This window comes from Aquabacterium sp., from assembly GCF_044226965.1.
Lineage (GTDB): Bacteria > Pseudomonadota > Gammaproteobacteria > Burkholderiales > Burkholderiaceae_C > Pseudaquabacterium.
In genome coordinates this window covers 50,055-67,838 of the sequence record NZ_JBGAGA010000011.1, presented here as the reverse complement: position 1 = coordinate 67,838, position 17,784 = coordinate 50,055, and the positions used below count along the sequence as shown (strand labels likewise).

15 protein-coding genes are annotated in these 17,784 nt (G+C 69.6%); 9 read left to right on the top strand and 6 right to left on the bottom strand.

Annotated elements, in window-relative coordinates:
* Positions 1-22 precede the first annotated feature (22 nt).
* The 6 genes from ACILR4_RS07350 to ACILR4_RS07325 form a co-directional block, all read right to left on the bottom strand.
* A complete protein-coding gene (locus ACILR4_RS07350) occupies positions 23-1,216 on the bottom strand; it encodes a PEP-CTERM sorting domain-containing protein (RefSeq protein WP_395700190.1) in 1,194 nt (397 codons plus the stop codon).
* A 77-nt stretch (positions 1,217-1,293) separates the two neighbouring features.
* Positions 1,294-3,006 carry a M14 family metallopeptidase gene (locus ACILR4_RS07345; protein ID WP_395700189.1) on the bottom strand — a complete coding sequence of 571 codons (1,713 nt, stop codon included), beginning with the start codon at positions 3,004-3,006 and terminating at the stop codon, positions 1,294-1,296.
* 81 nt (positions 3,007-3,087) lie between these two features.
* Entirely contained in the window at positions 3,088-4,392 is a 1,305-nt protein-coding gene (boxA, locus tag ACILR4_RS07340; RefSeq protein ID WP_395700227.1) for a benzoyl-CoA 2,3-epoxidase subunit BoxA, read from the bottom strand.
* A gap of 13 nt (positions 4,393-4,405) precedes the next feature.
* Complete coding sequence (boxB, locus tag ACILR4_RS07335; protein ID WP_395700188.1) at positions 4,406-5,833, bottom strand: benzoyl-CoA 2,3-epoxidase subunit BoxB; 1,428 nt, start codon at positions 5,831-5,833, stop codon at positions 4,406-4,408.
* Between the two features lie 19 nt (positions 5,834-5,852).
* Positions 5,853-7,559 carry a 2,3-epoxybenzoyl-CoA dihydrolase gene (gene boxC / locus ACILR4_RS07330; protein ID WP_395700187.1) on the bottom strand — a complete coding sequence of 569 codons (1,707 nt, stop codon included), beginning with the start codon at positions 7,557-7,559 and terminating at the stop codon, positions 5,853-5,855.
* 59 nt (positions 7,560-7,618) lie between these two features.
* On the bottom strand, positions 7,619-8,563 hold the full coding sequence (locus ACILR4_RS07325) for a helix-turn-helix transcriptional regulator (protein WP_395700186.1): 945 nt from the start codon (positions 8,561-8,563) through the stop codon (positions 7,619-7,621).
* A gap of 87 nt (positions 8,564-8,650) precedes the next feature.
* Between ACILR4_RS07325 and ACILR4_RS07320 the strand changes: the two genes are divergently transcribed.
* From ACILR4_RS07320 to ACILR4_RS07280, 9 genes are all read left to right on the top strand, one after another.
* Complete coding sequence (locus ACILR4_RS07320; RefSeq protein WP_395700185.1) at positions 8,651-9,127, top strand: DUF4863 family protein; 477 nt, start codon at positions 8,651-8,653, stop codon at positions 9,125-9,127.
* Positions 9,128-9,133: 6 nt separating this feature from the next.
* Positions 9,134-10,690, top strand: a complete 1,557-nt coding sequence (locus ACILR4_RS07315) for a 3,4-dehydroadipyl-CoA semialdehyde dehydrogenase (RefSeq protein WP_395700184.1) — start codon at positions 9,134-9,136, stop codon at positions 10,688-10,690.
* A 46-nt stretch (positions 10,691-10,736) separates the two neighbouring features.
* On the top strand, positions 10,737-12,236 hold the full coding sequence (locus ACILR4_RS07310; RefSeq protein ID WP_395700183.1) for a benzoate-CoA ligase family protein: 1,500 nt from the start codon (positions 10,737-10,739) through the stop codon (positions 12,234-12,236).
* Positions 12,236-13,093, top strand: a complete 858-nt coding sequence (locus ACILR4_RS07305) for an alpha/beta fold hydrolase (RefSeq protein WP_395700182.1) — start codon at positions 12,236-12,238, stop codon at positions 13,091-13,093. The genes ACILR4_RS07310 and ACILR4_RS07305 overlap by 1 nt, the downstream gene beginning before the upstream one ends.
* A gap of 72 nt (positions 13,094-13,165) precedes the next feature.
* A complete protein-coding gene (locus ACILR4_RS07300) occupies positions 13,166-14,329 on the top strand; it encodes an ABC transporter substrate-binding protein (RefSeq protein ID WP_395700181.1) in 1,164 nt (387 codons plus the stop codon).
* 57 nt (positions 14,330-14,386) lie between these two features.
* Positions 14,387-15,265: a branched-chain amino acid ABC transporter permease gene (locus ACILR4_RS07295; RefSeq protein WP_395700180.1), complete on the top strand. Its 879-nt coding sequence runs from the start codon at positions 14,387-14,389 to the stop codon at positions 15,263-15,265.
* A gap of 5 nt (positions 15,266-15,270) precedes the next feature.
* Positions 15,271-16,299: a branched-chain amino acid ABC transporter permease gene (locus ACILR4_RS07290; protein WP_395700179.1), complete on the top strand. Its 1,029-nt coding sequence runs from the start codon at positions 15,271-15,273 to the stop codon at positions 16,297-16,299.
* Positions 16,296-17,051: an ABC transporter ATP-binding protein gene (locus ACILR4_RS07285; RefSeq protein WP_395700178.1), complete on the top strand. Its 756-nt coding sequence runs from the start codon at positions 16,296-16,298 to the stop codon at positions 17,049-17,051. Before ACILR4_RS07290 ends, ACILR4_RS07285 begins: the two co-directional genes overlap by 4 nt.
* Before the next feature lies 1 nt (position 17,052).
* Positions 17,053-17,760 carry an ABC transporter ATP-binding protein gene (locus tag ACILR4_RS07280; RefSeq protein ID WP_395700177.1) on the top strand — a complete coding sequence of 236 codons (708 nt, stop codon included), beginning with the start codon at positions 17,053-17,055 and terminating at the stop codon, positions 17,758-17,760.
* Positions 17,761-17,784: the final 24 nt, after the last annotated feature.

The window sequence follows — 17,784 nt, the reverse complement described above, 5'->3', positions numbered from 1 at the left end:
GGCTCGCGCCAGCCGCGTGGCTTCAGGCCCGGCGCGGCACCCGCCGCGCGCCCCAGCCGGCAGCGGCCGCCACCAGCACCAGCGCCAGCGAGGCCGGCTCCGGCACGGTGGTGCTGGGCGCCAGGGTCTCGAAAAAGATCTGCGGCACGTGGCGGCCATTGCTGCCGCTGAAGTCGGCCGAGGAGGTGAAGGCCAGCGTCAGGCCGTCGCCGCTGAGCGCGGCTTCGAAGTTGTAGTCGCCGCCGCTGGTCTGCGTCACCTGCTGCAGCACGTTGGTGACCAGGTCGTAGACGAAGATCTCCTGGTTGCCGTCGGCGTTGGTGCCCAGCAGGTCGGCCGAGGAGCTGAAGGCCACGCGGCTGCCGTTGGCGCTGAGGCTCACGCCCGAACTGGTGTTCACGTTGCCGCTGCTGGCGGTGAGCTGGCGCACGCTGTTGGTCGTCAGGTCGTACAGGAACACCTCGGCGCTGTGGTCGGCATTGGTGCCCAGCGGGTCGTAGGTGGAGGTGAAGGCGAGCTTGCTGCCGTCGTCGCTGAAATCGGGGTGCAGGTTGAAGCCGGCGCCCGAGCCGGTGATGTTGATCGTGGTGTTGGTCTGCAGGTCCTTCACGCTCAGCGCACCGAAGGTTTCCAACGCGATGCGCGAGCCGTCGCGGCTCATCGCGGTGCCGAAGGTGTTGCCGGCGATCGTGCCGCCCAGCACGCCGGTGGCGGTGTCGTACAGGCGCAGGCCGGTGTTGCCGGTGGCCACGGCGATGGTCTTGCCGTCGCGGCTGAGCTCGTTGGTCCCGCCGAACAGCGCCATGGGCGTGACGGTGGTGCTGGCCTTCGTGGTGTGGTCGTACAGCACGGTCTGGAAGTTCACCGTGTTGTTGGGCTGGGTCTCGAAGTGCTGGTAGGAGAGCCGGTTGCCGTCGCCGCTGAGCACCGGCACCTGGTTGCCGCCGGCGAGCGCGCCGCCGCCGAAGTTGCTGACCTGGGTGACCGTGTTGGTCGGCCGGTCGTACAGGTAGATCTCGAAGCTGTTGTCGGTGTTGGCGCCGGTGATGTTGCTGGCCGAGTAGAACGCGATGCGCTGGCCGTTGTCGCTGACCGAGGCGGCATACGAGTTGAAGAAGCTGCCACCCGGCGTGATCTGCACCGGGTTGGCCAACGCGGGCAGCGCGGCCGCGGCCGCCAGCACGGCGGCGGCGAGTCGATGGAACGAAGCGGGCATCACGGGCACTCCAGGAGGCGATGCCCGCTCTGTAACGCCAGGCGCGCGCCGGTTCCCGACGCGCGCCGATTTTTTTGTCAGGGCAGGTTCACCACCAGCCGCTGCGTGCCCACGCGGCAGCTGCCCACGGTCACCGCCAGCGTGCCGCTGCCGGTGCTGACCAGCGTGACGAAGCGCTCGTGCGCGTTGCCGCCGGTCCAGGGCGAGAACACGCTGGGCCCGCCGTACAGGCCGGCGCCCCAGCCGCCGAGGTGGCCGATCTCGACCACCGCCTCGCTGGGCGCCAGCAGCGTCGCGCCCTGGGCCTGCACCGTCAGCCGCAGCGGCTCGGCATGCGGCAGGTCCTTGGCCGAGGGCACGCCCACCGTGCCCAGGTAGCCGTGGTTGGCAATGCGCAGCTCGGTGCGGGTGTGGTCGCCGCTGCGTTCCTGGCTCACGACCTGGACGCTCACTTTGGGCACCAGCGCCGCCACCCGCAGGAAGGCGGCGCTCTGCGCCTGGCAGGTCTGGGGCAGGCGCTCGAACGGCGGGTTCCAGATGCCCACGCGCGGGTCGAAGCCGTTCACCTCCACCTCGCCCAGCTGCGGGTGCTGCACCTTCTGCCAGGCCTTGAACACGCGGCCGGCGTTGTGCTGGCGGTCGAAGTCGGCCAGCGCGCGCATGTTCTCGCGCGTGAACTTCACGTAGTGGTCGACGAAGGGCTTCTTGCGCTCGATGCCGAGCTGGTGGAACAGGTCCCACAGCTCCACCACGTAGGCCAGCGCGCCGCGCTGGTGGTAGGCGTAGTCGGAGAGGTCGCCGTGCAGCGGCTTCTCGGGTTCGTACAGGAACTCGTGGAAGCCGCTCACGGTGGCATAGGCCGTGTGCTCGGTCATCCAGGCTTCCACCTGCTCGTAGATGCCCAGGTCCACCGGGTGCATCTTGCTGTCGGGCTTGTCGCCCAGCGGGCGGATCAGCACGCCGCCGAAGGTGTGCAGGTTCAGCCACACCATGATGTTCGGGTGCTTCGTCGCGAACTCGAGCACCGCGCGCGTCTCGGGCATGCTGCCCGGGTAGGGGCCGGCGCCGTCCTGCTGCGGCTCGGGCGCCCAGGTGTACGGGAAGTTGCGGTTGAAGTCGTAGGCGTTGTCGGACAGGAAGTGCGGCGCCGGGATGCGCCGGCCGTCGAAGTTGGCGATGCGGCCTTCCGGGTACAGGCGGTAGAACGGACCTTCGTCCTCGGGCATGCGCGGCACCATCACCGGCGGCTGCAGCGGCTGGCCATCGTCGCCGCGCAGTTCGACCAGTTCGCCGTCGGGATCCTGCCGGCGCATGTAGCCGGCATGGCCGTCGCCGTCGATGTCCTCGGCCACCCAGTGCGCATGGGCCTGCTGCTGGCGGTCGTCCACCGGGCTCGACCGCACGTAGCGGCCGACCTTCAGCACCGCTTCCGCGCCGTCGGGCGAGATGCGCGGCACCACGTAGAACAGCGTCTCGCGGATCGTCTGCGCCAGGGCCGGCGCCAGCGGCTTGCCGCCGGCTTCGTTGGCGCCGCCGTGGATCGCCAGGATGTCCTCGGCGATGGCCAGGGCCACGCTGGAGCCGCAGACCTCGCTGGCGTGCATGTTGCCGTCGATCCAGACGGCGGGACGTTGGTCGTCCGGCCGGTGGCCGATGGTCAGCAGCGGGATCTCGCGGCCGGCCGCGCTGTGGCCCAGCACGCCCAGGCGGACGATGTCGGGGTGGGCCTGGGCCCAGGCCTTCAGCTGGGCCTGGAGTTCGGCATGGTCGAGGTACTTGTGGCGGAACATGGGTCTCCTGGATCGCGCACGGGGGCGCAGCGGACAGGGGACCGATGTTGCCGCAGATCACGGCCGGGCCGGATCGGGACTTCAGTAAGTCTCCAGGTGCAGCCGGCCTTCGCGCTTGAGCGTGGCGCCCACCGCTTCCCAGTCCAGCCCGGCCTGCGTGGCCACGTCGCGCAGCGCCAGCACCACGCCCTCTTCCATCGCCTTCAGGCCGCAGACGTAGAAGTGCGCCTGCGGGTCGGCCAGCAGCGTGGCCAGGTCGGCGGCGCGCTCGCGCATCAGGTCCTGCACGTAGCGCTTGGGCGCGCCGGGCGTGCGGCTGAACGCGAAGTTGATGTCGATGAAGTCCTTCGGCAGATTCTGCAGCGGGCCGAAGTACGGCAACTCTTCCTTCGTGCGTGCACCGAAGAACAGCATCAGCTTGCCGCCCTCGAACTTGCCCGATTGGCGCAGCCGCCGCCGCCATTCGGTCATCGCGCGCATCGGCGCCGAGCCGGTGCCGGTGCAGATCATCACGATGTGGCTGCGCGGGTGGTTGGGCATCAGGAAGCTGGTGCCGAAGGGCCCGATCACCTGCACGGTGTCACCCACCTGCAGGTCGCACAGGTAGTTGCTGGCCACGCCGCGCACCGGCCGGCCCTGGTGGTCTTCCAGCACCCGCTTCACGGTGAGCGAGGCGTTGTTGTAGCCGGGCCGCTCGCCGTTGCGCGGGCTGGCGATCGAATACTGGCGCGGGTGGTGCGGGCGGCCGTTGGCGTCGACCCCCGGCGGCACGATGCCGATGCTCTGCCCTTCCAGCACCGGGAAGGGCATGGCGCCGAAGTCGAGCACGATGTGGTGCGTGTCGTACTCGGTGCCGACCTGGGTGACACGTACATTGCCCGTTACCGTGGCGGTCACCGATTTCTCGGCGGCCTTCGGGCCGTACAGGTTGGTGTAGGCATGCGCGGCCGACCACGGCGGCAGCGTGGCCCCCCAGGCGGCCGAGTTGAACGGCGCGGCAGCCCCGGGCGTGGCCTCGGCCGTTGCGGCCGACACCGGCGCTTCGGCCGGCGGCAGCACCGCGGCTTCGCCGACGATGCCGGCCTCGGCCATCTGCTGCGCCAGTTCATCGTTGCCCAGCTCGGCCGGCAGCTCGTCCCAGCCCAGCTGGTCCTGCACGCTGTAGGCGCGCACCTGCACCACGGTGCGCCAGTTGTCGATGGAGCCGGTGGGGCATGGCGCGATGCAGGCCATGCAGAAGTTGCACTTGTCGGCCATCACCACGTAGTTGCGATCGTCGTGCGTGATCGCGCCCACCGGGCAGGTGGCCTCGCAGGTGTTGCAGCGGATGCAGATCTCGGGATCGATCAGGTGCTGCTTCAGCAGCCCGGCCACCGGCATGTCCATCATGGCCTCGTCGTCAGTTGAACCGCACGTATTCGAAATCCACCGGCTGGCGGTTGATGCCCATCACCGGCGGGGCGATCCAGTTCGCGAACTTGCCGGGCTCGACCACGCGGCCCATCAGGCTGGCGACGAAGGCGCGGTCGGTTTCGGTGGGCAGCCACTGGCTGACCTTGGCCTGCCATTCGGCTTCGCTGATCGGCAGGCCCTCGGGCGAGACCTTCACGCCGGCCAGCGCACCGATGTTGCGGTGGAAGGCCTTGTGCGGCACCTTCAGGCGGAACGGGATGCCGGCCTTCTCGATCACCTTGTTCCAGCGCTCGACGCCGCCGACGGAGTCCTTGATGTAGTCGTCGCGCAGCACTTCGTTCAGCGCGTTGAGCATCGGCACTTCCTTCTCGACCAGCTGGCCGCCCTGCACCTCCAGCACCTTGTAGTGCTGGCCCTTGAGCACGTGGTCGTCCGCGCGCTTGCCTTCCTCGTAGCGGCCCTTCAGGCCCGAGCTGTAGAAGATGGCGGCGTTGCTGGACTGGTCGGCACCGAACAGGTCGATCGTCACGCTGAAGTGGAAGTTCAGGTAGCGCTGGATCGTCGGCAGGTCGATCACGCCGGCCGCGCGCAGCTTGGCGGGGTCGTCGGTCTTCAGCTCGTTCATCGCCTGGCAGGTGCGCTGGATCACCCGGCTCACGCCCGATTCGCCCACGAACATGTGGTGGGCCTCTTCGGTGAGCATGAACTTCGTCGTGCGCGCCAGCGGGTCGAACGCGCTCTCGGCCAGCGCGCAGAGCTGGAACTTGCCGTCGCGGTCGGTGAAGTAGGTGAACATGAAGAAGCTCAGCCAGTCCGGCGTCTTCTCGTTGAAGGCCTGCAGGATGCGCGGGTTGTCTTCCTGGCCCGAGCGGCGTTCGAGCAGCGCTTCGCCTTCCTCGCGGCCGTCGCGGCCGAAGTACTTGTGCAGCAGGTACACCATGGCCCACAGGTGGCGGCCTTCCTCGACGTTCACCTGGAACAGGTTGCGCAGGTCGTACTGGCTCGGGCAGGTGAGGCCCAGGTGGCGCTGCTGCTCGACCGAGGCCGGCTCGGTGTCGCCCTGCGTCACGATGATGCGGCGCAGGTTGGCGCGGTGCTCGCCGGGCACGTCCTGCCAGGCATCCTCGCCCTTGTGGTCGCCGAAGTGGATCTTGCGGTCCTTCTCGCCCGGGTTCAGGAAGATGCCCCAGCGGTAGTCGGGCATCTTGACGTGCCCGAACTGCGCCCAGCCCTGCGGGTCGACGCTGATCGCGGTACGCAGGTAGACGTCGAAGTTCTGCGAGCCTTCCGGCCCCATGTCGTCCCACCACTGCAGGTAGTTGGGCTGCCACTGCTCGAGCGCGCGCTGCAGCGTGCGGTCCTCGGCGAGGTTGACGTTGTTGGGGATCTTCTCGCTGTAGTTGATCGTGGACATGTCTTTTCCTCGTTAGCGCTTAAACGCGGTTCCAATCGAAGGCGGCCTTGTCGCCCTTGCCGTAGACCTTGAGCGCACCCTTCTCGCCGACGGCGTTGGGGCGCTGGAAGATCCAGTTCTGCCAGGCCGTCAGGCGGCCGAAGACGCGGGTGAACATGTTCTCGGGGCCGTTGAAGCGCAGGTTGGCTTCCATGCCGGTCAGCGCATCGGGGCTCATCGCCACGCGTTCCTCGATGGCGATGCGCACCTCGTCGGCCCAGTCGATGTCGTCGGGGTTGCTGGTGACCAGGCCCAGCGTCATCGCCTCGTCGCCTTCCAGCAGCTCGCCGGCGCGCGCGCGGATCGGTTCCAGCGCGGCGGCCTCGCCGTAGAAGCGGCGCTCCAGGCGGCTCTGGCCGGTGACCATCGGGTACAGGCCGAAGTTGGCCTCTTCCACCGCGATGCGCGGCGTGCGCTGCGGCTCGTCCGGCAGCACCAGCATGTAGCTGCGGTCGCAGGCCAGCGCCAGCTCGAGGAAGCTGCCGGCGAAGCACGAGCCCGGCTCGATCAGCGCGAACAGGCTGCGCGAGGACACGTCCAGCCGGCTGAAGGTGCGGCGCAGGTAGCCGATGGTCTCGCGCACCAGCCAGTGGCTGCGGTGCGCGATCAGCGTGGTGTCCATCGCCAGCACCGCGGCGGGGTCGCCGGCGCTCTTGATCAGCCAGGTGCCGATGTCGAGCTCGTTGGTGCGCATCGAGAGGATCGCGTCCTCCAGCTCGCGCGCCAGCTGCAGCGGGTACCAGCCGGCGCCCGCGGCCTCGATGCCGGCAATGTCGGTCGGCTGCGCGCCGGACGGGCCGCGCACGGTGAAGGTGGCGGTGCGCCTGGTGCGGTCGATCTCGACCGTGACGTTGGGGTAGCGCAGCGCGTCGGCTTCGACCTTGCGCTCGATCGGCGTCAACGCCACACCCTTGCCATCGGCCGGGCGGTCGCTCTGCGCGGCCAGCTGCAGCGCGCGTTCCTGCACCTTGGCGGCGAACTGCGCCGGCTTGGCGATGTCGTCCACCAGGCGCCAGGCCTTGGCCTTCTGGCCGCGCACGCCTTCGGTGGTGGTGCAGAAGATGTCGGCCAGGTCGTGGCGCACCTTGCGCTTGTCGGTCACGCGGGTCAGGCCGCCGGTGCCGGGCAGCACGCCCAGCAGCGGCACCTCGGGCAGGCTGACGGCGCTGGAGCGGTCGTCGACCAGGATGATCTCGTCGCAGGCCAGCGCCAGCTCGTAGCCGCCGCCGGCGCAGGCGCCGTTGACGGCGGCCAGGAACTTCAGCCCGCTGTGCTGCGAGGAGTCTTCCAGGCCATTGCGCGTCTCGTTCGTGAACTTGCAGAAGTTCACCTTCCAGGCATGGCTGCTGACGCCCAGCATGAAGATGTTGGCGCCCGAGCAGAACACCTTCTCCTTCGCGCTGGTGAGGACCACGGTGCGCACTTCCGGATGCTCGAAGCGGATGCGGTTGATCGCGTCATTGAGCTCGATGTCCACGCCCAGGTCGTAGCTGTTGAGCTTGAGCTTGTAGCCCGGGCGCAGGCCGGCGTTCTCGTCGAAGTCGGCGGCCAGCGTGGCCACCGGCCCTTCGAACTTGAGCTTCCAGTGGCGGTACTGCGAGGGATGGGTCTGGTAGTCGACGGCTGGGGTCACGGCACTCTCCTGGTCGGGCGGTCGAGCTGCAGGACGCTGCAGCAATGAATGCATGATAGTGCCTGTCTGGATCGGGCGTCAAGCACTTTGATGCATTTTATTGCCTGTTCTGCTCAGGCGGGCAGCGCCAGCGCCTCGCGCACCTGGCGGCGCAGCAGCTGGAAGGTGGCCGTCAGGTCCTGCGCGCTGGTGTCCACGTGCAGCTCGGCCTTCGAGTAGAAGGCCGCGCGCCCGGCCAGGATGCTGCGCAGGTCGTCCATCGCCTCGCGGCTGGCGGCCATCGGCCGCAGGTCGCCCTGCGCGCGCACGCGCTGCATGTGGTCCTGCGGATCGGCCTGCAGCCACACCGTGGTGCAGTGCGCCAACAGCAGGTTGAAGGTGGACGGGTCGGAGACGATGCCGCCCGGCGTGGCGATCACCGCCTCCTGGTGGATCTGGATCGCCTCTTCCAGCGCGCGGCGCTCGTAGCGGCGGTAGGCGGTCTGGCCATACAGGCCCTGGATCTCGCCGACGCTGCAGCCGGCGAACTGCTCGATCTCGCGGCTCAGCTCGACGAAGGGGTAGCCCAGGTCTTCGGCCAGCAGCCGGCCGAGCGTGGACTTGCCGGCGCCGCGCAGCCCGATCAGCGCCACGCGCTGGCTGCGTGTGCTGCCGCCCTGCCCATGCGCGCCGCCCGTGCCCAGCAGCTCGCCGATGGCCTCGCGTACGCGGCGCAGCGTGGCCTCGTCGCGCTGCTCCAGCAGCTCGCGGATCAGCAGCCATTCGGGCGACTGCGTCGTCACGTCGCCCAGGATCTCGGCCAGCGAGCATTGCAGCGCCTTGGCCACCTGCAGCAGCACCAGGATCGAGGCATTGCCGACACCGTATTCCAGGTTGGCGAGGTGCCGCTCCGAGACATCGGCCGCCACCGACAGGGCCTTGCGCGTGAAGCCGCGGCGCGCGCGCAGCGCCCGCACGCGCTCGCCCAGCGCCAGCAGGAAGGGGTGCTTGCCGCCCTCGCCCTCGGCTTCGTTGTCGTTGGGTGTTAACCCGGATACAGGCAATATAGTGCTTGACATCGCGTCGTGTGCCGCCCTAAAGTGCATGCACGATACTGCATCAACCCTGCAGTGGCAAGGCAGACAGCAGCTTCGGAGACCGTCCGCATGACCCCCGACACCTTCCGCGCACAAATTGCCGCCCTGACGTCCGAGATCGCCGCCGAGCTGGCCGGGCGTCCGCTGGATGCCGCCTTGGACGCCTGGCTGAACCAGCACCATGGCGCCGGCAGCAGCCGCTATGCCGAGCTGAAGGCCAGCTGCGAAGCCGGCGTGGCCGCGGGCTGGCTGTGCAACCGCGAAGGCGGGGGCATCAAGTACGGCCGCATCTTCAAGCCGGCCGACGACCTGCACGGCTTCTCGGTGGACGTCGTCGACATGCAGGACATCGCCGGGCCGCACCACACGCACCCGAACGGCGAGATCGACCTGGTGATGCCGATCGAAGGCGATGCGCAGTTCGACGGCCGCCCCGCCGGCTGGGTCGTGATGCCGCCCGGCAGCGCGCACCGCCCCACCGTACGCCAGGGCCGCGCCCTGGTGCTGTACCTGCTGCCGCAAGGCGCCATCGACTTCACGAAATAGCACGCGATGACTGAACTGCTGAACAACCACCTGGGCGGCCGCTGGGTCGCCGGCACCGGCGCCGGCACCGCGCTGTTCGACCCGGTGCTGGGCACCGAACTGGTCCGCGTCGATGCCACCGGGCTCGACCTGCGCGCCGGCTTCGCCTTCGCCCGCGACGTGGGCGGCGCCGCGCTGCGCGCGCTGAGCTACCGCGAGCGCGCCGCGATGCTGGCCGCCGCGGCGAAGGTGCTGCAGGCCCGGCGCGACGACTACTACGCCATCGCCACCGCCAACAGCGGCACGGTGAAGAACGATTCGGCGGTGGACATCGACGGCGGCATCTACACGCTGTCCACCTACGCCAAGCTGGGCGAGGGCCTGGGCGACCGACGCTTCCTGCTGGATGGCGAGGCCGCCCGCCTGGCAAAAGACCCGCTGTTCCAGAGCCAGCATGTGCTGGTGCCCGGCCGCGGCCTGGCGCTGTTCATCAACGCCTTCAACTTCCCGAGCTGGGGCCTGTGGGAGAAGGCCGCGCCGGCGCTGCTGTCCGGCGTGCCGGTGGTGGTGAAGCCGGCCACCGCCACCGCGTGGCTGACGCAGCGCATGGTGCAGGACGTGGTCGAGGCCGGCGTGCTGCCGCCCGGTGCGCTCTCGGTGGTGTGCGGCAGCTCGGCCGGCCTGCTGGACGCGCTGCAGCCGCTGGACGTGGTCTCGTTCACCGGCTCGGCCGACACCGCCGCGCTGATCCGCTCGCATGCCGCGGTGGCGCAGCAGTCGGTGCGCGTGAACATCGAGGCCGACAGCATCAACAGCGCGCTGCTGCTGCCCGGCGAAGCCGCCGGCAGCGAAGCCTTCGAGCTGCTGGTGAAGGAAGTGGCGCGCGAAATGACGCAGAAGTCTGGCCAGAAGTGCACCGCGATCCGCCGCGTCTTCGTGCCCGAAGCGCTGTACGGCGCGGCCGCCGAGGCCATCTCGGCGCGCCTGGCCAAGACCACCGTCGGCAACCCGCGCAACGAGACCGTGCGCATGGGTGCATTGGTCAGCCGCGCGCAGCTGCTGGCGTTGCGCGAAGGCCTGGCACACCTGCAGGCGCAGGCCGAGACGCTGCACGATGGCAACCGCCACGCACTGGTGGAGGCCGACCCGGCCGTGGCCTGCTGCGTCGGCCCCACCTTGCTGGGCACGCGCAACGCCGCCGGCAGCGATGCCAGCGCCACCGTGCACGACACCGAGGTCTTCGGCCCGGTGGCCACGCTGGTGCCCTACCGCGACGCGGCGCATGCGCTGCAGCTGGTCGGCCGCGGCCAGGGCTCGCTGGTGGCTTCGCTGTACGGCAGCGACGCGCAGGCGCTGGCCGACACCGCGCTCGAACTGGCCCCGCTGCACGGCCGCGTGCACGTGATCAGCCCGGACGTCGCGGCGCTGCACTCCGGCCACGGCAACGTGATGCCGCAATCGCTGCATGGCGGCCCGGGCCGGGCCGGCGGCGGCGAGGAGCTCGGCGGCCTGCGGGCGCTGAACTTCTACCACCGCCGCAGCGCGGTGCAGGCCAGCACCGCGGTGCTGGCGCAGCTCGCCTGACCGACACCAACCCGTGGCCGCACCGATGGCGCGATAGGAGACCCTGATGACCCAGACCGACATTGCCAACGTTGCCGCGCCGCCCGAGCCCTTCAACTTCGCGCAGCACCTGCTGGCGCTGAATGCGCAGCGGGCCGACAAGCCGGCCTTCATCGACGACCACGGCACGCTGCGCTACGGCCAGCTGGCCGATCGTGTTCGGCGCCTGGCCGCCGGCCTGCGCGGCCTGGGCCTGAAGCGCGAGGAACGCGTGCTGCTGCTGATGCAGGACTGCAACGACTGGCCGGTGAGCTTTCTCGGCGCGATGTACGCGGGCCTGGTGCCGGTGGCGGTGAACACGCTGCTGACGGCCGACGACTACGCCTACATGCTGGAGCACAGCCGCGCGCAGGCGGTGCTGGTGTCCGGCGCCCTGCTGCCCACGCTGACCGCGGCGCTGGTGAAATCCGATCACGAAGTCGGCAAGGTCATCGTCTCGCGCCCGATCGCGCCGCTGCACCCGGCCGAGGTCGACTTCGAGGCCTTCCTGGCCGCGCAGAGCCCGATGCAGAAGCCGGCCAACACCGGCGCCGACGATCCCGGCTTCTGGCTCTACTCCAGCGGCTCCACCGGCCGCCCCAAGGGCACGGTGCATTCGCATGCCAACCCCTACTGGACCGCGGAGCTGTATGGCCGCCGCGTGCTCGAACTCACCGAGCGCGACATCTGCTTCTCGGCCGCCAAGCTGTTCTTCGCCTACGGCCTGGGCAATGCGCTGACCTTCCCGATGAGCGTGGGCGCCACCACCCTGCTGATGGCCGAGCGGCCGACGCCGGACGCCACCTTCAAGCGCTGGACCGGCGGCATCGGCGGCGCGAAGCCGACCGTGTTCTACGGCGCCCCCACCGGCTTTGCCGGCATGCTGGCCTCGCCGAACTTGTTCGGCGTCGACATCGTCGACGGCATCGGCTCCACCGAGATGCTGCACATCTTCATCTCGAACCTGCCGAACAAGGTGCGCTACGGCAGCACCGGCTGGCCGGTGCCGGGCTACCAGATCGAGCTGCGCGGCGACGACGGCCAGCCGGTGCCCGACGGCGAACCCGGCGACCTGTACATCCACGGCCCCTCGGCCGCGATGATGTACTGGGGCAACCGTGCGAAGACGCGCGAGACCTTCCAGGGCGGCTGGACCAAGAGCGGCGACAAGTACATCCGCAACGCCGACGGCAGCTACACCTACGGCGGCCGCAGCGACGACATGCTGAAGGTCAGCGGCATCTACGTCTCGCCCTTCGAGGTGGAGGCGACGCTGGTGCAGCACCCGGCGGTGCTGGAAGCCGCGGTGATCGGCAAGCCCGATGCCGAGGGCCTGACCAAGACCAAGGCCTTCGTCGTGCTCAAGCCCGGCGGCAGCGCCACCGAGGATGAACTCAAGGCCTTCGTCAAGGACCGGCTTGCGCCCTACAAGTACCCGCGTCAGATCGAGTTCGTGGAAGACCTGCCGAAGACGGCCACCGGCAAGATCCAGCGCTTCAAGCTGCGCGAGCGCGAAGCTAACGCCTGATGGGTGCGTCTGTCGTGAGCGAGTTCATCGACTTCGACTGGCGCGGCCGCAGCGTACGCATCGAGCACCAGTGGCTGGCGCGCGAGCGCCGCGACGCGCCGCTGATCGTGTTCCTGCACGAAGGCCTGGGCTCGGTGGCGATGTGGCGCGACTTCCCGCAGGCGCTGTGCGACGCCACCGGCTGCCGTGGCCTGGTGTATTCGCGCCCCGGCTACGGCCGCTCGACGCCGCGCGCGCCGGAGGAACTGTGGGACCTGGACTTCATGCACCGCCAGGCGCACGAGGTGCTGCCCGCGCTGCTGCAGGCGCTGGACATCGACACCTCGCGCGACAAGCCCTGGCTCTTCGGCCACAGCGACGGCGGCTCGATCGCGCTGCTGCATGCGGCACGCTTCCCCGATCGCGTGGCCGGCAGCATCGTGCTGGCGCCGCACATCCTGGTCGAGGACGTCTCGGTCACGAGCATCGAAAAGGCCCGCACGGCCTACCGCGAGACCGACCTGCGTGCGCGGCTGGCCCGATACCACGACGACCCCGATTCGGCCTTCTGGGGCTGGAACCGCATCTGGCTGCACCCGCCGTTCCGCCACTGGACCATCGAGGCCGAGATCGCCGCGATCCGCGGCCCGCTGCTCGCGGTGCAGGGGCTGGACGACGAGTACGGCACGCTGGAGCAGATCCGCGGCATTGCCCGCCGCGTGCCGCAGACCGAGCTGCTCGAGCTGCCCGACTGCGGCCACTCGCCGCACCGCGACCAGCCGCAGCGCCTGATCGCGGCGACCACTAGTTTCCTTGCCCGGCACGGCGCCATCACGGCGCGTGATACGCCGTATGCCGGTTCACCGCTTGGCCGATGAGCGCACGCCTTCGAAGATGCGCTGCCTGGCCGTGACCCCGACCTGACCACCACCACACCGCGGAGACAAACGATGAGACTGCTGCCCACCGCCCTGACCCTGGCCACCGCCCTGGCGGCCTTCACGGCCATCCCGGCCCATGCCCAGGCCAAGCTCAAGGTCGGCCTGATGCTGCCCTACACCGGCACCTTCGCGGCACTGGGCACGGCCATCGAGAACGGCTTCCGGCTCTACGTCAACGAACAGGGCGGCAAGCTCGGCGGCCGCGAGATCGAGTTCTTCAAGGTCGACGACGAGAGCGACCCCGCCAAGGCCACCGACAACGTCAACAAGCTGATCAAGCGCGACAACGTCGACGTGATCGTCGGCACCGTGCACTCGGGCGTCGCGATGGCGATGGCCAAGGCCGCCAAGGAAAGCGGCACGCTGCTGATCGTGCCCAACGCCGGCGCCGACGCGGTGACCGGCCCGATGTGCGCGAAGAACATCTTCCGCACCTCGTTCTCGAACTGGCAGCCGGGCTACGCCACCGGCGTGGTGGCCGCGCAGAAGGGCTACAAGAAGGCGATGACCATCACCTGGAACTACGCCGCCGGCACCGAGACGGTGAAGGGCTTCACCGAGGCCTTCGAGAAAGGCGGCGGCAAGGTGGTGAAGGACCTGACGCTGCCGTTCCCGAACGTCGAGTTCCAGGCGCTGCTGACCGAGATCGCCGCGCAGAAGCCCGACGTGGTGTTCGCCTTCTTCGCCGGCGGCGGCGCGGTGAAGTTCGTCAAAGATTACGACGCCGCGGGCCTGAAGAAGACCGTGCCGCTGATGGGCTCGGGCTTCCTGACCGACGGCACGCTCGAAGCGCAGGGCGCCTCGGCACAGGGGCTGATCACCTCGCTGCACTACGCCGACAACATCGACACGCCGCGCAACAACGAGTTCCGCCTGTCCTATGCCAAGCAGTTCAAGCTGCAGCCCGACGTCTACGCGGTGCAGGGCTACGACGCCGCGCAGCTGCTCGGCGCCGGGCTCAATGCGGTGAAGGGCGACGTGAGCCAGAAGGACCAGCTCTACTACGCGATGGGCAAGACCGTGCTGCCCAGCCCGCGCGGCAAGCTGGCCTTCAGCGCCGCGCACAACCCGGTGCAGGACTTCTACATCCGCGAGGTCAAGGGCAAGGAAAACACGAACGTCGGTGTCGCGGTGAAGGCCCTGGCCGACCCCGCCCGCGGCTGCAAGCTCTGACCCCCGCACCGGGCCCCGCAACCCCTGCCCACACCGCCTTGCACAGGCGGTGACGCCATGGACTTCGCCACCTTCCTGATCCAGTGCCTCAACGCACTGCAGTACGGCCTGCTGCTGTTCCTCGTCGCCTCGGGTCTGACGCTCATCTTCGGCATCATGGGCGTCATCAACCTGGCGCACGGCAGCTTCTACATGATCGGCGCGTACATGGCCTATGCGCTGGCGCCGGTGGTGGCGGCCACCTTCGGCGGCGGCTTCTTCGCCACCCTGCTGGTGGGCCTGGTGCTGGCGGTGCTTCTGGGCTACGTGCTGGAGTGGGCCTTCTTCAGCTTCCTGTACCAGCGCGAGCACCTGCAGCAGGTGCTGATGACCTACGGCCTGATCCTGGTGTTCGAGGAACTGCGCAGCCTGCTGGTCGGCGACGACGTGCATGGCGTCGCGGTGCCCGCGCTGCTGGACGGCTCGCTGCCGCTGGGCGCGGTGATGAGCTATCCGGTCTACCGCCTGTTCGTCAGCGGCGTGTGCCTGGCGCTCGCGCTGGGCATGTATCTGGTGTTCACCCGCACGCGGCTGGGCATGATGATCCGCGCCGGCGCCAGCAACCGCGAGATGGTGCAGAGCCTGGGCGTGAACATCCAGTTCCTGTACCGCGTGGTGTTCGCCGCCGGTGTCGCACTGGCGGTGTTGGCCGGCATGGTGGCCGCGCCGGTGTCTTCGGTGTACCCCGGCATGGGCAACACGGTGCTGATCGTCTGCTTCGTGGTGGTGGTGATCGGTGGCATCGGCTCGATCCGCGGCGCACTGCTGGCCGCGCTGCTGATCGGTGCGGCCGACACCTTCGGCAAGGTGCTGCTGCCGCAGGCCGCCGGCGTGCTGGTGTACGTGCTGATGGCACTGATCCTGTTGTGGAAGCCCGACGGGCTGTTCAAGGCATGAAGCCGATGAAGGCATCGATGGTGTTCGTGCTGGCGTGCTTCGGCGCGCTGGCGCTGTGGCCGCTGGCCGCCGGTGCCTACGGCATCGACCTGGTCAGCAAGATCATGGTCTACGCGATCTTCGCGCTGAGCCTGGAACTGCTGGTCGGCGCCACCGGGCTGGTGTGCTTCGGCCAGGCCGGCTTCTTCGGCATCGGCGCGTATGCGGCGGTGATGCTGTCGCCCGCGTCGGACGCCGGCGCGCTGCTGTGGCTGCTGCCGGCCAGCATGCTCATCGCGGGGCTGTACGCGCTGGTGGTGGGCGCGCTGTCGCTGCGCACCAAGGGCGTCTACTTCATCATGGTGACCTTGGCCTTCGCGCAGATGGCCTATTACCTGGTGCACGACACGCCCTGGGGTGGCGGGTCCGACGGCATCTACCTCACGGCCAAGCCGGTGCTGGGCAGCCTGCTGGACCTGGACCAGCCGCTGCAGCTGTACGGCGTCACGCTCTTCTGCCTGGTGGCGGTGTTTGGTGCGCTGGCACTGCTGCTGCGCTCGCCCTTCGGCCGCGCGCTGGCGGGCATCCGCGTCAACGAGCAGCGCATGCGTGCCACCGGCTTCTCGACCTACCCCTACAAGCTGGCGGCCTTCACGCTGTCGGGCGCGATCGCCGGGCTGGCCGGCTTCCTGTTCGCGGTGAAGGATGGTGTCGTGAACCCCGAGCTGATGGCCTGGCACCAGAGCGGCGCGGTGCTGGTGATGATCATCCTGGGCGGCCTAGGCCACCTGCGTGGTGCGCTGATCGGCGCCTTCGCCTTCGCGCTGCTGCAGGAGCTGTTCAAGTCCGAGGCCGTGTTCGGCGCCTTCGCCAAGCACTGGCACCTGGGCCTGGGGCTGACGATCATCGCCAGCGTGGCGCTGCTGCCCAAGGGCCTCGTGGGGCTGCCGGCGTTGTGGCGCGAACGGCTGATGGGGCGCGGCGCGCTGCAGCGTGCCGGTGCTGCGGCCGACACGGCCACCGACACCACCGCCACCGAAGGCGGTGCCGCATGAACGCGACGAACCCCGTGCTGCTGCGCGGCCAGGACATCACCCGCCGCTGGGGCGGGCTGGTGGCGGTGAGCGGCGTGTCGATCGCGCTCGAACGCGGCCAGGTGCATGCGGTGATCGGCACCAATGGCGCGGGCAAGTCCACGCTGATCAACATCCTCTCCGGCGAGATTCCGCCGTCCTCGGGCCGCGTCGAGCTGCTGGGCCAGGACGTCACCGGCTGGCCGCAGCCGCGCCGTGCCCGCGCGGGCCTGGGCCGCAGCTACCAGCGCAACACCATCTACCCGAGCTTCACGGTGCTGGAGAACTGCCGCCTGGCCGCGCAGGCGCGCCGGCAGCAGGCCTGGGCCTGGTGGCGCGACGCGCAGCGCGACGAGGCCACGCTGCAGGCCGCGCGCGAGGCCGCCGCCCAGGCGGGCCTGGCCGACAGCCTGCAGCGCACCGCCGGCAGCCTGAGCCATGGCCAGAAGCGCCAGCTGGAGATCGCGATGTGCCTGGCCACCGCGCCGCAGGTGCTGCTGCTGGACGAGCCGCTGGCCGGCATGGGCGCCGAGGAGACCGAGCGCATGCTGGCGCTGCTGGCGCAATTGAAGCGCGGCCACGCCATCCTGCTGGTCGAGCACGACATGGACGCGGTGTTCCGCATCGCCGACCGCATCACGGTGATGGTCAACGGCACCGTCATCGCCTCCGGCACGCCGGACGAGGTGCGCGCCAGTCCGGAAGTTCAAACGGCCTACCTCGGAGGCCATTGAGATGTCCACCGCCCGCACCGACACCCTGCTCGAAGCCGAAGGCCTGCACGCCTGGTACGGCAGCAGCCATGTGCTGCATGGCGTGGACATCGCCATCCACCGCGGCGAGACGGTCGGCCTGCTCGGCCGCAACGGCATGGGCAAGAGCACGCTGATCCGCAGCCTGCTGGGCCATGTCACGCAGCGCGAGGGCCGCATCACGATCGCCGGGCACGACCAGTCGCGCGCGCGCCCGCACGAGGTGGCGCGCCTGGGCGTGGCCTACGTGCCCGAAGGCCGCGGCGTGTTCCCGAACCTCTCGGTGCGCGAGAACCTGCTGATGGCCGCGCGCCGCGGCGACTGGAGCTACGAGCGTGTGCTGCGCACCTTCCCGCGCCTGGCCGAGCGGCTGAAGAACCTGGGCGCGCAGCTCTCGGGCGGCGAGCAGCAGATGCTGGCCATCGGCCGCGCGCTGATGACGCAACCCAGCCTGGTGATCCTGGACGAGGCCACCGAGGGCCTGGCGCCGTTGATCGTGGCCGAGATCTGGCGCGTGATCGGCGAGATCCGCGCCAGCGGCATCGCCACGCTGATCGTCGACCGCGACTACCGCCGCGTGCTGGCCCACAGCGACAGCGCCCTGGTGCTGCAGAAGGGCCAGGTGGTGCTGCGCGGCAACGCCGACGAGGTCGCCGCCAGCCCGGCACTGGCCGCGTACCTGGGCGTCTAGGCGTCGCGCACGGCGCAGGCGGCG

Coding starts and splice junctions, on each gene's coding strand:
- ACILR4_RS07350 (WP_395700190.1), bottom strand. CDS start 1,216: ATGCCCGCTTCGTTCCATCGACTCGCCGCCGCCGTGCTGGCGGCCGCG.
- ACILR4_RS07345 (WP_395700189.1), bottom strand. CDS start 3,006: ATGTTCCGCCACAAGTACCTCGACCATGCCGAACTCCAGGCCCAGCTG.
- boxA (WP_395700227.1), bottom strand. CDS start 4,392: ATGGACATGCCGGTGGCCGGGCTGCTGAAGCAGCACCTGATCGATCCC.
- boxB (WP_395700188.1), bottom strand. CDS start 5,833: ATGTCCACGATCAACTACAGCGAGAAGATCCCCAACAACGTCAACCTC.
- boxC (WP_395700187.1), bottom strand. CDS start 7,559: ATGCATTCATTGCTGCAGCGTCCTGCAGCTCGACCGCCCGACCAGGAG.
- ACILR4_RS07325 (WP_395700186.1), bottom strand. CDS start 8,563: ATGTCAAGCACTATATTGCCTGTATCCGGGTTAACACCCAACGACAAC.
- ACILR4_RS07320 (WP_395700185.1), top strand. CDS start 8,651: ATGACCCCCGACACCTTCCGCGCACAAATTGCCGCCCTGACGTCCGAG.
- ACILR4_RS07315 (WP_395700184.1), top strand. CDS start 9,134: ATGACTGAACTGCTGAACAACCACCTGGGCGGCCGCTGGGTCGCCGGC.
- ACILR4_RS07310 (WP_395700183.1), top strand. CDS start 10,737: ATGACCCAGACCGACATTGCCAACGTTGCCGCGCCGCCCGAGCCCTTC.
- ACILR4_RS07305 (WP_395700182.1), top strand. CDS start 12,236: ATGGGTGCGTCTGTCGTGAGCGAGTTCATCGACTTCGACTGGCGCGGC.
- ACILR4_RS07300 (WP_395700181.1), top strand. CDS start 13,166: ATGAGACTGCTGCCCACCGCCCTGACCCTGGCCACCGCCCTGGCGGCC.
- ACILR4_RS07295 (WP_395700180.1), top strand. CDS start 14,387: ATGGACTTCGCCACCTTCCTGATCCAGTGCCTCAACGCACTGCAGTAC.
- ACILR4_RS07290 (WP_395700179.1), top strand. CDS start 15,271: ATGAAGGCATCGATGGTGTTCGTGCTGGCGTGCTTCGGCGCGCTGGCG.
- ACILR4_RS07285 (WP_395700178.1), top strand. CDS start 16,296: ATGAACGCGACGAACCCCGTGCTGCTGCGCGGCCAGGACATCACCCGC.
- ACILR4_RS07280 (WP_395700177.1), top strand. CDS start 17,053: ATGTCCACCGCCCGCACCGACACCCTGCTCGAAGCCGAAGGCCTGCAC.